11 protein-coding genes are annotated in these 14,078 nt (G+C 66.3%); 6 read left to right on the plus strand and 5 right to left on the minus strand.

Features of this window, described 5'->3' with window-relative positions; genetic code table 11:
- Positions 1–2 precede the first annotated feature (2 nt).
- A complete protein-coding gene (gene tal / locus C563_RS0106690) occupies positions 3–1,118 on the minus strand; it encodes a transaldolase (protein ID WP_018761266.1) in 1,116 nt (371 codons plus the stop codon).
- 25 nt (positions 1,119–1,143) lie between these two features.
- Positions 1,144–3,261, minus strand: coding sequence for a transketolase (tkt, locus tag C563_RS0106695; protein ID WP_018761267.1), 2,118 nt, complete (start codon positions 3,259–3,261; stop codon positions 1,144–1,146).
- Between the two features lie 513 nt (positions 3,262–3,774).
- Here tkt and C563_RS0106700 point away from each other — a divergent pair.
- Both C563_RS0106700 and C563_RS0106705 read left to right on the plus strand, forming a co-directional pair.
- The gene (locus tag C563_RS0106700; protein WP_018761268.1) at positions 3,775–4,734 is read left to right on the plus strand and encodes a heme o synthase; all 960 of its coding nucleotides are present in this window, start codon (positions 3,775–3,777) and stop codon (positions 4,732–4,734) included.
- A 219-nt stretch (positions 4,735–4,953) separates the two neighbouring features.
- Positions 4,954–7,221 (plus strand): SulP family inorganic anion transporter, encoded by a 2,268-nt coding sequence (locus tag C563_RS0106705; protein ID WP_018761269.1) that lies wholly within the window; start codon positions 4,954–4,956, stop codon positions 7,219–7,221.
- A 91-nt stretch (positions 7,222–7,312) separates the two neighbouring features.
- Here the strand turns inward: C563_RS0106705 and C563_RS0106710 are convergent, their stop codons facing one another.
- Genes C563_RS0106710 through C563_RS0106720 form a run of 3 tightly spaced genes read right to left on the minus strand, consistent with a single transcriptional unit; the run spans position 7,313 to position 9,997 of the window.
- Positions 7,313–8,257, minus strand: coding sequence for a COX15/CtaA family protein (locus tag C563_RS0106710; RefSeq protein ID WP_018761270.1), 945 nt, complete (start codon positions 8,255–8,257; stop codon positions 7,313–7,315).
- Positions 8,258–8,264: 7 nt separating this feature from the next.
- Positions 8,265–9,032: an ABC transporter permease gene (locus tag C563_RS0106715; protein ID WP_018761271.1), complete on the minus strand. Its 768-nt coding sequence runs from the start codon at positions 9,030–9,032 to the stop codon at positions 8,265–8,267.
- Positions 9,029–9,997, minus strand: coding sequence for an ABC transporter ATP-binding protein (locus C563_RS0106720; protein ID WP_026264455.1), 969 nt, complete (start codon positions 9,995–9,997; stop codon positions 9,029–9,031). Before C563_RS0106720 ends, C563_RS0106715 begins: the two co-directional genes overlap by 4 nt.
- Positions 9,998–10,177: 180 nt before the next feature.
- Here C563_RS0106720 and C563_RS0106725 point away from each other — a divergent pair, with 180 nt between their 5' ends.
- The 4 genes from C563_RS0106725 to C563_RS0106740 are packed head-to-tail and all read left to right on the plus strand — an operon-like array spanning position 10,178 to position 14,049.
- Positions 10,178–10,969: a helix-turn-helix transcriptional regulator gene (locus C563_RS0106725; protein WP_081624129.1), complete on the plus strand. Its 792-nt coding sequence runs from the start codon at positions 10,178–10,180 to the stop codon at positions 10,967–10,969.
- Complete coding sequence (sufB, locus tag C563_RS0106730) at positions 10,969–12,432, plus strand: Fe-S cluster assembly protein SufB (RefSeq protein ID WP_018761274.1); 1,464 nt, start codon at positions 10,969–10,971, stop codon at positions 12,430–12,432. Before C563_RS0106725 ends, sufB begins: the two co-directional genes overlap by 1 nt.
- Complete coding sequence (gene sufD, locus C563_RS0106735; RefSeq protein WP_018761275.1) at positions 12,432–13,673, plus strand: Fe-S cluster assembly protein SufD; 1,242 nt, start codon at positions 12,432–12,434, stop codon at positions 13,671–13,673. The genes sufB and sufD overlap by 1 nt, the downstream gene beginning before the upstream one ends.
- A 19-nt stretch (positions 13,674–13,692) precedes the next feature.
- Positions 13,693–14,049, plus strand: a complete 357-nt coding sequence (locus C563_RS0106740; RefSeq protein WP_018761276.1) for a non-heme iron oxygenase ferredoxin subunit — start codon at positions 13,693–13,695, stop codon at positions 14,047–14,049.
- Positions 14,050–14,078 lie beyond the last annotated feature (29 nt).

Consider the following 14,078-nt stretch of genomic DNA (forward strand, 5'->3'; position numbering starts at 1 on the left):
TGTTAGGAGGCCTTCCGTGCTGAGGCGAGGGCACCTTCGACGTCGGCCAGCAGTTCTTTCCAGCTGGCCACGAACTTGTCCAGGCCTTCGGTTTCGAGCAGGGCGACGACATCGTTGTAGGAGATGCCGAGCTTTTCCAGGGCGTCGAGGGTGGCGTTCGCCTCGGCGTACGTGCCGGTGACCGTATCACCGGTGACCACGCCGTGGTCGAAGGTGGCGTCCAGGGTCTTCTCCGGCATGGTGTTGACGACGCCGGGAGCGACAAGTTCGGTGACGTAGAGGGTGTCGGGGTACGCCGGGTCCTTCACGCCGGTGGAGGCCCACAGCGGACGCTGGGGGAGTGCCCCGGCCCCGGCGAGCAGTGCCCACCGCTCAGTCGAGAAGAGTTCCTCGTAGACCTGGTAGGCAAGGCGGGCGTTGGCAACGCCGGCCTTGCCCTTCAGTGCCTTGGCTTCGTCGGTGCCGATCTTGTCCAGGCGCTTGTCGATCTCGGTGTCCACCCGGGAGACAAAGAACGAGGCCACGGAGTGGATCTTCGCGAGGTCGTGGCCATTCTCCTTGGCCTGCTCCAGGCCGGACTGGAAGGCGTTGATGACCGCGCGGTAACGCTCCAGCGAGAAGATCAGCGTTACGTTGACGCTGATGCCCTCGGCCAGGGTGGCGGTTATGGCCTCGAGGCCTTCCAGGGTTGCCGGGATCTTGATGTGGACGTTGTCCTTGTTGACCCGCTGGTAGAGGTGCTTGGCCTCGGCGATGGTGCCTGCGGTGTCCCAGGCCAGGCGGGGGTCGACTTCGATGGACACGCGGCCGTCGACGCCCTTGGTGGCTGCGGCCACCGGGGCGAAGAGGTCGCAGGCGTCGGCGACGTCGGTGGTGGTGATCTCGAAGATCGTGTCTTCCACGCTGGCGCCCTCTGCGGCCTTGCCGGCAATGATGGCGTCGTAGTCCGTGCCGGAGGTGATGGCTGCGTGGAAGATGGATGGGTTGGTGGTCACGCCAACCACGTTCTTCTCTTCAATGAGCTTGCGGAGGGTGCCGGTTTCCAGGCGTCCGCGGGAGAGGTCGTCGAGCCAGATGGAGACTCCGGCGTCGGAGAGCTGCTGGGTGGGAGTAGTCATTTCTGTATCTCCTAAAAGATGAGGTTTAGCCCTGGAGGCTGGAGAGGGAATCCTTGGCGGCGGCAGCAACTGCTTCTGCCGTGATGCCGAATTCCTGGAAAAGGCGCTTGTAGTCGGCGGAAGCGCCGTAGTGCTCGAGGCTGATGGAACGGCCGGCGTCGCCGACGAATTCCCGCCAGCCCAAGGCCAGTCCGGCTTCAACCGAGACGCGTGCCTTGACGGCGGCCGGCAGGACGGATTCGCGGTAGGCGGCATCCTGCTTCTTGAACCACTCGACGCACGGCATGGAGACGACGCGGGCGGCGATACCGCCGGCCTGCAGCGCTTCGCGTGCCTGGACGGCCAGCTGGACCTCGGAACCGGTGGCAATGAGGATCACGTCGGCAGGTACCGTGGCGCCGTCTTTCGAAGCCTCGGCCAGGACGTAGCCGCCCTTCGCAACCCCGGCCGTGGAACCGAAGGTGTCGCCGTCGGCGTCGCCCGCACCGCGTTCCCACGTGGGGATGTTCTGGCGGGTCAGGACGATGCCTGCGGGGTTGGCGTGGTTTTCCAGCATGGTCTTCCAGGCGGCAGCAACCTCGTTGGCGTCGCCGGGGCGGACCACGTCCAGTCCCACGATGGCGCGCAGTGAGGCCAGCTGTTCCACCGGCTGGTGGGTGGGGCCGTCCTCGCCCAGGCCGATGGAGTCGTGCGTCCAGACGTACAGGGACGGCACACCCATCAGGGCGCCGAGGCGGATGGCGGGCCGCTGGTAGTCGCTGAAGATCAGGAAGGTGCCCGAGAACGCCCGGGTGTTTCCTGCCAGGCTGATGCCGTTGACGATCGACGCGGCAGCGTGCTCGCGGATGCCGAAGTGCAGCACCCGGCCGTACGGGTTGCCGGACCACGCGTCGGTCTGCTTGGAGGCCGGCACGAAGGACGGCGAGCCCTCGATGGTGGTGTTGTTGGACTCGGCGAGGTCGGCGGAGCCGCCCCAGAGTTCGGGCATGACCGGGCCCAGCGCATTGAGGACCTTGCCGGACGCCGCGCGGGTGGAAACGTCCTTGCCTGCGGGGAACACCGGCAGGGCGTCGTCGATGCCCTCGGGAAGTTCGCGGGCTTCGATGCGCTGCAGCAGTGCTGCCCCTTCCGGGTTGGCTGCCTGCCAGGCGTTGAACGACTCTTCCCACTCTTTGTGTTCGGCAGCGCCGCGTTCAACCACCGCACGGGCGTGTTCGAGCACTTCCTGGTCCACGTCGAAGGACTTGGCGGGGTCGAAGCCCAGGACTTCCTTCAGCGCGGCGACTTCCTCGGCGCCCAGGGCCGAGCCGTGAATCTTGCCGGTGTTCTGCTTCTTGGGTGCCGGGTAGCCGATGACGGTGCGCAGCGAGATGATTGACGGCTTGGAGGTTTCGGCCTTCGCGGCGAGCAGGGCCGAGTAGAGCTCCTGGACGTCTTCCTTGTATTCGCCCGTACGGGTCCAGTCCACGCGCTGGGTGTGCCAGCCGTAGGCCTCGTAGCGCTTCAGGACATCCTCGGTGAACGCGATGTCGGTGTCGTCCTCGATGGAAATGTGGTTCTCGTCGTAGATCACCACGAGGTTGCCAAGCTCCTGGTGGCCGGCAAGCGAGGATGCCTCGGAGGTCACGCCTTCCTGGAGGTCGCCGTCGGAGGCGATAACCCAGATGGTGTGGTCGAACGGCGATTCGCCCGCGGGAGCGTCGGCGTCAAAAAGACCGCGCTGGCGGCGCTGCGAGTAGGCAAAGCCCACGGAGGACGCCAAGCCCTGGCCCAGCGGGCCGGTAGTGATTTCCACGCCGGCCGTGTGCTTGTACTCAGGGTGGCCCGGGGTGAGTGAACCCCAGGTGCGGAGCGCTTCCAGGTCCTTCAGTTCCAGCCCATAGCCGGAAAGGAACAGCTGGATGTAGAGCGTGAGGGAGGTGTGGCCGGGGGACAGGATGAAGCGGTCGCGGCCCAGCCAGTGCGGATCACGCGGATCGTGGCGCATCAGCTTCTGGAAAAGAAGGTACGCGGCCGGGGCCAGGCTCATCGCCGTACCCGGGTGGCCGTTGCCCACCTTTTCTACGGCATCCGCTGCCAGCACGCGGATGGTATCCACGGCGCGCTGGTCCAGGCTGGTCCATGACAGTTCTTGCTCTTCCAAATGTGGCACGAAAACCGGGCCCCTCTCTGTGCTGGTGGCAGTGGTACACCGGATCCGGCTAAGGGCGCGCTCTGTGGCGCCGCTTTGGTGTGTACCAGCCGTTCACCATCGAAACGTTGATCTTTGCATTCAGTCACGAACAGCAAGTGGGAATGCGTTTTCCACCGCTTACTTGCTGCGTGCTGATCTGGTGACAGCTTAGCTCTTATCCATAGTCCGGGCGGCCCGAATCTCACGTTTTGGACGCAATTTCCCCTTTTGTGAAAGGCTCCGGCGGAAGGCTGAGTTAATCTGCTCGAATGGGCCTGCGAGCGATCAACTGCGCATAGGGCAGGCCCCGGACGGGGGTGCCGGCACGGTATGATATTCGGAGGCCAACACCGGTGGGCACCACTGCAGCCGGAGTCTCCCGGCAGATGCAGGCACATGGCAATTTCTTTTCGTCGTGCCATGCCCGGGGCGGGGCCGCACGACCGGAGCTGCACAGCCAGCCTCAACTGCCACACAGAACGGGTGACTGCCACCGTGAGCACAACAGATACGCCGCTAAACGCATCCCGGGCCTCCGGCGCCGGGTATGCCCGCAAGGCAAAGGCGTATCTCGCCCTCACCAAGCCCCGCGTGATCGAACTGCTCCTGGTGAGCACCCTGCCCACCATGATCTACGCCGAGCGGGGCTTCCCGCCCATCGGCCTGATCCTTGCCACCCTGGTGGGGGGCGCCTTCGCCGCCGGAAGTGCCGGGGCATTCAACTGCTACATCGACCGGGATATCGACAAGCTGATGCACCGCACCGAAAACCGGCCGCTGGTGACGGGCGAAGTCACGCCCCGCGAAGCGCTGGTCTTCTCGTGGCTGCTGGGTGCGGCGGCGATCGTGATCCTCTGGTTTGGTGCCAACCCGCTGTCAGCCTGGCTCGGCCTGGGCGCCATCTTCTTCTACGTGGTGGTCTACACCATGATCCTGAAGCGCCGTACCGCACAGAACATTGTGTGGGGCGGCGCGGCAGGGTGCTTCCCGGTCCTGATTGCCTGGGCTGCGGTGACCAATTCGGTGGAGTGGCCGGCGGTCATCCTCTTCATGGTGATCTTCCTGTGGACACCGCCGCACTACTGGCCGCTGTCCATGCGCTACGGCGAGGACTACCGCAACGCCAATGTCCCGATGCTCGGCGCCATCGCCGGCGCCAAGGTGGTTTCCGTCCAGGTTGTCCTCTATGCCTGGGCCATGGTCGCCTGCTCGCTGCTGATGATTCCCGCAGGCGGTGCCGGTTGGGTCTACACGGCCACCGCCGTCCTGGCGGGCGCATGGTTCCTTTATGAATCCCATGCCCTGTATGCGCGTGCGCAGCGGGAGGACATCCCCGACAAGCGGGCCATGAAAGTGTTCCACGGCTCCATCAGCTACCTGACCCTGCTCTTTATCGCCCTCGCCGTCGATCCCTTCATCGGCCGGGCGGTGGCAGGCGGCTAGCTGAAACGCCGCTCCAACCTGCCGGCGGCCCCCACCTCACGGTGGGGGCCGCTTTTTGTTGTTGAGCCTTGTTGGGCGGCAAGCGTGGGGTAAGCCACTGATTCGTTGCCTTGGCGAACAATATGACATCTTTGTCATATCTGTCACGTTGACTGTCATTGAACATGACCAGCTGCTTACGGTGGACCGGACCCTTCCCGCAAGCAAAGGAAAGAGCCCATGGAAGCCCGTCCCACAGCCGTCCCCGCTCCCAGCCACAGCCCACCGGGTGGAAACTGGAATCCGCTCCGGAAAAAACCCGGCATCCCCGGGTTTGCCTCCCATCTCGGTGCCGACATTCCCGCTTCACTGGTGGTGTTCCTCGTCGCGCTCCCGCTCTCGCTTGGCATTGCGGCCGCATCCGGTGCCCCGATCATGGCGGGATTGATCGCCGCCGCCATCGGCGGCATCGTGGCCGGCAGCCTTGGCGGCTCGCCGCTTCAGGTGAGTGGTCCCGCCGCCGGGCTGACCGTCGTCGTGGCCGGCCTGGTGCAGGAGTTCGGCTGGCAGGTGACGTGCGCCATCACCGTGGCCGCCGGCGTCGTGCAGCTGCTGCTGGGCATCAGCCGTGTCGGCCGGGCAGCCCTGGCCGTTTCCCCCGTGGTGGTCAAAGCCATGCTCGCCGGCATCGGCGTCACCATCATCCTGCAGCAGCTGCACGTGCTGCTGGGATCGCGGCCCGCAGGCTCTGCGCTTGAGAACCTCGCAGGACTGCCCGCCGCCATTATCAACCTGGAACTGCATGCCGCCCTGCTGGGCCTGGCGGTCATCGTGATCCTGCTGTGTTGGCGGTTCCTTCCCGCCATTGTCCGCCGGGTGCCCGGCCCGCTGGCAGCAGTTGCCGCCGGTACCGCGTTGGCGGTCGCCTTTGCCCCGGGGGTGGAACGCATCTCCCTCGACGGTTCGATCTTCGATGCGATCGCCCTGCCGCAGCTTCCCGACGGAAACTGGCGGGCGTTCGCTTTCGCAGTCCTGACCATGGCCCTGATCGCGAGCATCGAATCGCTCCTTTCCGCGGTTGCAGTGGACAAAATGCACACCGGACCGCGAACCAACCTCAACAAGGAACTCGTCGGCCAAGGCGCCGCAAACATCGTCTCCGGATCACTGGGCGGCCTTCCCGTCACGGGTGTGATCGTCCGCAGCGCCACCAACGTGGAAGCCGGCGCGGCCACCCGCACGTCCGCCGTGCTGCATGGCATCTGGGTCCTCGCCTTCTCGGCGCTCTTCGCCGGACTGATCCAGCTCATCCCCCTGGCCGTCCTCGCCGGCCTGCTGGTGGTCATCGGTGCACGCCTGATCAAGGTGGCCGATATCCGCACCAGCCTGCGGACCGGTGACCTCCTGATCTACGCCGTGACCCTTGGCTGCGTCGTCTTCCTGAACCTGTTGGAGGGCGTCATGATCGGGCTCGCCCTGGCCGCCGCGTGCGTGCTGTGGCGGGTCCTGCGCGCCCCGATCCAGGCCCACCCGCCCGCCGCCGCGTCGTCGCCCTGGCGGGTGACCGTTGCCGGATCCTGCAGCTTCTTCGCCCTGCCGCGGCTGAACGGGACGCTGCAGTCAATCCCCGCCGCCGTGGACGTCGTGGTGGAGCTGAATGCGGACTACGTAGACCATTCGTTCCGCGAAGCCCTGCTGGCCTGGCAGGTCCAGCACCAGGCCACAGGCGGCACCGTGAACCTCGAAGAGCACGGGAACACCCTGTTCCGGGACGCGGCCCACCAATCGCCCCGCCGCGGAGAAGCCAGCGAGCTGCCGCTGCCACCCCGGAAGGAATCCCTGCTGCAGGGAATCAACAAGTATCACCGCCGGTTCGCGGACCAGGTGCGTCCCCTGGTGCACGACCTGGCCGAAGTGCAGAACCCGGACAGCCTGTTCGTGGCCTGCGTTGACTCGCGCGTCAACCCCAACCTGATCACCAGCAGTGGTCCGGGCGATCTGCTCACCCTGCGGAACATCGGCAACGTTGTGTGCAACCACGGCCAGGATTCCTCGATCGACTCGGCCCTGTCCTTCGCCGTCACGGGCCTGGGCGTGAAGTCGCTGGTGATCTGCGGGCATTCAAACTGTGGCGCCATGAAGGCGCTGATCGCCGAGGCGGACGGCGCGGACCACGCTTCCCTGGGCCCGGCGTTCGGGCGTTGGCTGGGGCACGCCCGGCAAAGCCATGCCGAACTGCTGGCGGGCCACCCGGTGGGGAGGCAGGCCGCCGCCGCCGGGTACAGCACGGTGGACCAGTTGGCGATGGTCAACGTCGCCGTGCAGCTGGGCAAGCTCCACAACCATCCGCACGCGGGGCCGGCCCTGGCCGGCGGGCAGGTCCAGGCAACCGGCCTGTTCTACGACATTGCCACCGCGCGGGTCCTCGAAGTGACGCCGGACGGCATAGCGGACCTCGACCCGGCGCTCGGGTCCAGGCTGCAGGACGGCGCCTTGGCGTCCGGTTAGTCCGGGCACCTGCGGCACGGCCTGCGAATAGAGGAAAGGCGCCCCGGTCCATAGACGGACCGGGGCGCCTTCTTCGTGGCGGTGCCTGAACCTACGTGGCTGTGCTCGAGCGGGCGAGATCCCAGGCGTTCGTCGATGCGGCCATCAGCAACGCGGCACCGAGCATATGGGCCGCCACCAGCAATGCGGGAATGCCGTTGTAGTACTGCGTGAACCCGATGACAGCCTGCAGGACCGTGACTCCGAGGAGGGCCAGCACGGCGGTCCGGAACGGGCCGGTGATCCGCCGGCGCACCACCAGGACGAGGGCCACCACCGTGCCGGCAGTCACCAGGTAGGCGGGTACGGCATGGATGTGCGACACAAGGTCCCAGTCGAGGTTGTTGCGGGGCGCGTCGGCGTCACCGGCGTGCGGCCCGGCCCCGGTCACCACCACGCCAAGCATGACGGCCACGGCAGAGAAGAGGGCGACGGCGGCCGTCACCGGGCGCAGGACAGCGGGGAGCACGGCCGGCCGGGCCGCCAGGAAACGGCCGGTCCGGCCGAAAGCGCGGTTCACCAGCAAGGTGGAGAACACCACCAGGGCCATGGACACCAGGAAGTGCAGGCCCACCACCCATGGGTTGAGGTTGGTCAGCACGGTGATGCCGCCGATCACGGCCTGCGCCGGGATGCTGGCCAGCAGGCCCAGGGCCAGCAGGAAGAGGTCCTTGCGTTCCTTCCGCAGGTTCCACAGGTACACCAGCAACAGCACGGCAACCGCGGCCAGGACAAACGTCAGGAGCCTGTTCCCGAATTCGATGAAACCGTGAATGCCCATTTCCGGGGTGTTCACCAGCGAATCGGAAGTGCAGCGCGGCCACGTGGGGCAGCCAAGCCCGGACGCCGTCAGCCGGACGGCGCCGCCGGTGACCACCAGGAGTGTCTGGCCAATCAGCGACGCGACAGCGAGGCGGCGGACGCGGACGTCCACGGTGCGGGGCAGCCGGGACGCCAGGCGGCTGGCGAGCTGGGGGAGGCGGGAAGCCGTGGTCACGATTTTCTCAATTCCACTTGAACCAACGGATGGCTGCGGCCCCGGCGATGACGGTCCAGAGCAGCAGGATGAGGGCGGCGCCGCCATTGACGGCCCCGCCCAGGAAAGCGGCGCGCATGGATTCGCCGAGCGCGCCGGAGGGCAGGAAGTGGATGACGGCCTGGGCTGCGGCGGGCAGCCGTTCGGCAGGGATGACGATGCCGCCCATGGCGCCCAGGAGGATCCACAGCAGGTTGGTGATGGCCAGGGTCGCTTCCGGCCGCACCGTTCCGGCCACCAGCAGCCCCAGCGACGTGAAGGCTGCGGCGCCAAGCGCCAGCAGTCCCAGGCCGGGAAGCCAGCCGGCCGCCGTCGGCTGCCAGCCCAGGGCCAGCGCCACGAGGCCCACCACAACCACCTGCAGGCAGAGGACGGCCAGGACGGAAAGGACCTTGCCGGCGATCAGGCCGCCACGGCCGAGCGGCGTGGTGGAAAGGAACCGCAGAACGCCGTACCGGCGGTCAAACCCGGTGGCGATGCCCTGGCCGGTGAAGGCGGTTGACATCGCGCAGAGGGCCAGGATGCCGGGGACCGCCACGTTCACGCGGCTGGAGCCCATGCCGTCCAGGAACGGGGTCACCGTCAGGCCAACCAGGGCAAGGAGCGGAAGCACCACTGCAAGGATCAGCTGTTCTCCGTTCCGGAGCATCGTCAGTGCCTCGTACTTGCCCTGCAGCAGCACGCGGCGAAGCAGGGGAGCGGGCTGCTGGTGCTCCTGCGGTGCTGCGGCGCTCATCGGATGTCCTTTCCCGAGATATCCAAAAAGACGTCTTCAAGGCTACGCGCCTGAAGGCTCATCGAGGCCGGCATGATTCCCTTCGCTTCCCACCACTGCGCCAGGGCGGCCAGATGGCGCGGTGTCAGGGTGCCGGTCACCGTGTAGCTCCCGGCGCGTGCTTCGGAGACGTCGACGCCGGCGGGCAGCACGGCGGCCACGTCCAGGCCGGCCGGTGCCTCGAAGACCAGGGTCCGGACGTGTTCGGCGCCCGGGTCCGCCACCGGGCTGCGCTGCAGCAGTTCCTGGACCGTTCCCTCTGCCACGTTGCGGCCGCCGTCGATGATGTAGACGTAATCGGCAAGGCGCTGGGCATCGTCCATCAGGTGTGTCGTGAGGATGATGCCCATGCCGCCGTCGCGAAGTTCGGCAATCAGGTCGAACACCAGCTGGCGGGACTGGGGATCCAGGCCGGCGCTTGGCTCGTCGAGGAACAGTACTTCGGGACGGCCAATCAGGGCGGCGGCCAGGGCAAGGCGCTGCTTTTGGCCGCCGGACAGCCTGCGGACGCTGGTCCGGCTGAAGGTATCGATACCCAGCCTGCCCACCAGGTCTTCAAGGGGCCAGGGGTCGGCGTAGAGGCCGGCGATGTGCCGCAGCAGCGGCAGTGGCCTTGCCGACGGCGGGAGCCCGCCATCCTGGAGCATGACGCCAACGCGGGCGCGGAGGCCGGACCCGGCCGCGGCCGGGTCCTGGCCCAGCAGCGAGATGCTGCCGCCGCTGCGTTTCTGCAGGCCTTGGGCGCATTCGAGGGTGGTTGTCTTGCCGGCACCGTTGGCGCCCAGCAACGCGGTCACTTCCCCCCGCTCGGCGATGAGTGAAACGCCGCTCACCACCCGAAGCATCTTTCCGTCCAGGTTGGACAGGGGGCCTACGTCCTTGATGAGCCCATTAATGGACAGGACAGGGGACTTGGGGGATCGCACCACAGTATTCTACGGGATGTAGTATTCAGTGCCGTCCTTGCTGCGGCTCGCGCGTCCGGCGCCGGGCGGCACTCCCGGGTGGCACGGGAAGCGCGCGGTCACATTCCGGCAGGACCCAAGGTCAGCCTGCCCTTACTGGAGTCGTGGACTAAATTACGACATGATTGTGTTGTGTATTCCATGACCAATGCTGCTGCTGTGCCCTTGGCGGGGCCGGCTCCCGTGGCTGATGCCGACGAGCGTACCCGTGACCGGGTGCTCGCTGCCGTCCTGGAACACGGACCCGTCAGCGCCGCCGAGCTCGGAGACATGCTGGGATTCACCCCGGCGGCTGTCCGCCGGCACCTGGACCACCTCTCCCGTGCAGGCGTCATCGAGGTCAAAAGGGTGGCGAAGCCCGGCGCGGGTGCAGGCCGTCCCGCCCGCCGCTACGTCCTGAGTTCACAGGGCCAATCGAGCTTGGGCAATGACTACCTGGACATCGCCGCCTTGGCCCTCCAGCAGCTGCAGAAGGTTGCCGGCCCGGACGCGGTGCGCGCCTTCGCGGAAGAACGATTCGCGGACATGGAGCGGCGCTACGCACCCGAAATCGAGGAAGCAGGCCCGGACATCCGGGACCGCGCCACGGCACTTTCGGCCGCTCTGAGCCGGGACAACTTCGTGGCTTCCGCCGCCGCCATCGAAGCGAAGGCGCCGCTGCCCGCCGCGCTGTCCAGCGTGCAGCTCTGCCAGGGGCACTGCCCCATCCAGCAGCTCGCCTCCCGCTTCCCCGTCTTCTGCGACGTCGAAACCGAAGTGTTCTCACGACTGGTCGGAGTGGACGTCCGCCGCCTGTCCACCCTGGCCCGCGGCGGCCACGTCTGCACCACCCACATTCCTACAGGCAGGCTGCCTGCCAAACCGGCCACCGTGCCGGCCGCAGCCCCCGCCGGCCTGGACGAAGTAATCAACCATCAGCAAGAAAGGCCGTGATGACGGACCAACTATCAGAGAAAGCAGTAGCCGAAAACACTGTGATCTCGGAGATTCTGGAAAAGAATCCCGAGCTCCACGGCATCGGCAACTACGAGTACGGCTGGGCTGACAAGAACGATGTCGGCGCCAATGCGCGCCGTGGGCTCAACGAAGAGGTTGTCCGGGACATTTCGGCGAAGAAGAGCGAGCCGGAATGGATGCTTGACCTGCGCCTCAAGGGCCTGAAGTACTTCGACCGCAAGCCCATGCCCACCTGGGGCGCGGACCTGTCCGGCATCGACTTCGACAACATCAAGTACTTCGTACGGTCCACCGAGAAGCAGGCTGCCACCTGGGATGACCTGCCCGAAGACATCAAGAACACCTACGACAAGCTGGGCATCCCCGAGGCCGAAAAGCAGCGCCTTGTTTCCGGTGTCGCCGCCCAGTACGAGTCCGAGGTTGTCTACCACCAGCTGCGTGAGGACCTCGAACGGCAGGGTGTCATCTTCCTGGACACCGATACTGCCCTGAAAGAGCACCCGGAGATCTTCCAGGAGTACTTCGGCACGGTTATCCCGGTGGGCGACAACAAGTTCGCCTCGCTGAACACCGCCGTCTGGTCCGGCGGCTCCTTCGTGTACGTGCCCAAGGGCGTCCACGTGGAGATCCCGCTGCAGGCCTACTTCCGCATCAACACGGAAAACATGGGCCAGTTCGAGCGCACGCTGATTATTGCCGACGAGGACTCCTACGTCCACTACATCGAAGGCTGCACCGCGCCGATCTACACCTCGGACTCGCTGCACTCCGCCGTGGTGGAAATCATCGTCAAGAAGGGCGCCCGCGTCCGCTACACCACCATCCAGAACTGGTCGAACAACGTCTACAACCTGGTGACCAAGCGCGCCATCTGCGAAGCCGGCGCCACCATGGAATGGATCGATGGCAACATCGGCTCCAAGGTCACCATGAAGTACCCGGCCGTCTACCTGGTGGGCGAGCACGCCAAGGGCGAAACCCTGTCCATCGCGTTTGCGGGCGAAGGCCAGCACCAGGACACCGGTTCGAAGATGGTCCACATCGCGCCGAACACCAAGAGCTCCATCATCTCCAAGTCCGTTGCCCGTGGCGGCGGCCGCGCCGCCTACCGCGGCCTGGTCCAGGTCCGGGAAGGCGCCAAGCACTCGGCCAACACCGTGCGCTGCGACGCGCTCCTGGTGGACACCATCTCCCGGTCTGACACCTACCCGTACATCGACATCCGCGAGGACGATGTCCAGCTGGGACACGAGGCCACAGTCTCCCGCGTCAGCGAGGAGCAGCTGTTCTACCTCATGTCCCGCGGCATGCCCGAGGACGAGGCCATGGCCATGATCGTGCGCGGCTTCATTGAGCCGATCGCCCGTGAACTGCCCATGGAATACGCCCTTGAGCTGAACCGCCTCATCGAACTCCAGATGGAAGGATCCGTCGGTTAATGACTGCCGAAGCTACTACTGAAAAGGCGCGCATCGGCGCACCGTCGATCGCCGGTTTCACCGAGGAGGGCGAACACCTCGTTGCCTCCAAGGTGGACCGCCACCACAGCCATGGCGTACAGGTCATGGCCTCCCGCGCCGAGCGCCTCACCAGCCACAAGGTGGCCGATTTCGCGCTGCCGAACGGCCGCGAAGAGGAGTGGCGCTTCACTCCGGTGCGCGAACTGGCGAACCTGCTTTCCGACACGGCCGCGGAAGCCGGCGCCCTGGGCGTCTCCGTCGAAGCGCCCGAGGCTGTCCGCCAGGGAACCCTGCGGGCCGGTGAGGCCCCCCGCGGTGCCACCCTGGTCCCGGCCGACCGGGCCGCCGTCGTCGGCTCCGCCAACTCGGAAGAGGCCCAGTTCATCTCGATCCCGGCCAACACCGAACTGGACGCCCCGGTCCGGCTCGTCCTGACCGGCAACGGGGCGGGACTGCGCACCAACTCCCACCATGTGATCGAAGCCGGGGTGAACAGCCGTGCGGTGGTGATCATCGAACACGACGGCTCGGCCGACCACAACGGCAACGTGGAGATCCTGGTCCGCGAAGGCGCCCACCTCAGTGTCGTTTCACTGCAGCTGTGGGGCGACGACGCCAAGCACCTGGCCCAGCACGACGCCGAGGTCGCCAAGGATGCGGTCTACAAGCACATTGCCGTCTCCCTCGGCGGGAAGATCGTGCGGATGAACTCCAACGTCCGCTTCGCCGGTGAAGGCGCCGAGGCCGAGCTCCTGGGCCTCTACTTCGCCGACGCGGGCCAGCACCTCGAGCACCGCTCCTTCGTGGACCACAACGTGGCCAACTGCAAGTCCAACGTCCTGTACAAGGGCGCGCTGCAGGGCAAGGGTGCGCACACGGTCTGGGTTGGCGACGTCCTCATCCAGAAGCAGGCCGAAGGCACCGACTCCTACGAAAAGAACCAGAACCTGGTCCTGACCGAGGGCTGCCGCGCGGACTCCGTTCCGAACCTCGAGATCGAAACCGGCCTGATCGAAGGCGCCGGCCACGCAAGTGCCACCGGCCGCTTCGACGACGAGCACCTGTTTTACCTGATGGCGCGCGGCATCCCCGAGGATGTTGCCCGCCGGCTGGTGGTGCGCGGCTTCCTGAACGAGATCATCCAGCAGATCAAGGTTCCGGCCCTCGAAGAGCGCCTGACCGAGGCTGTGGAACGCGAACTCACCGCAATCGACTACTAGGACGGACGGGCACGAACGCATGAACGGGACTCCCAAGGGCGAGCTGGTGTGCAGCGCCAATGACATCAAGGTCAAGCAGGCGCTGCGTATCCTGGTGGACGGCTATCCTGTGGCAGTCGTCAGGGACTCGATGGGCGACATCCACGCCATCGGCGACACCTGCTCGCACGCGGACATCTCACTGTCCGAGGGCGACGTGGAAGGCTGCGCCATCGAGTGCTGGGGGCACGGCTCCCAGTTCGACCTGCGCAGCGGCCAGCCCCTCCAGCTCCCCGCCTACGATCCCGTGCCCGTCTTTGCCGTCGAACTCGATGGCGACGACGTCTACGTGGACGTCACCAACGTTTTGAACGGCGCGGCAGTAAACAACTACTGAGCGCCCGCAGCACCGGACTTACGAACGAA

Origin of the sequence: Arthrobacter sp. 135MFCol5.1 (assembly GCF_000374865.1) — a bacterium.
Taxonomy (GTDB): Bacteria; Actinomycetota; Actinomycetes; order Actinomycetales; family Micrococcaceae; genus Arthrobacter.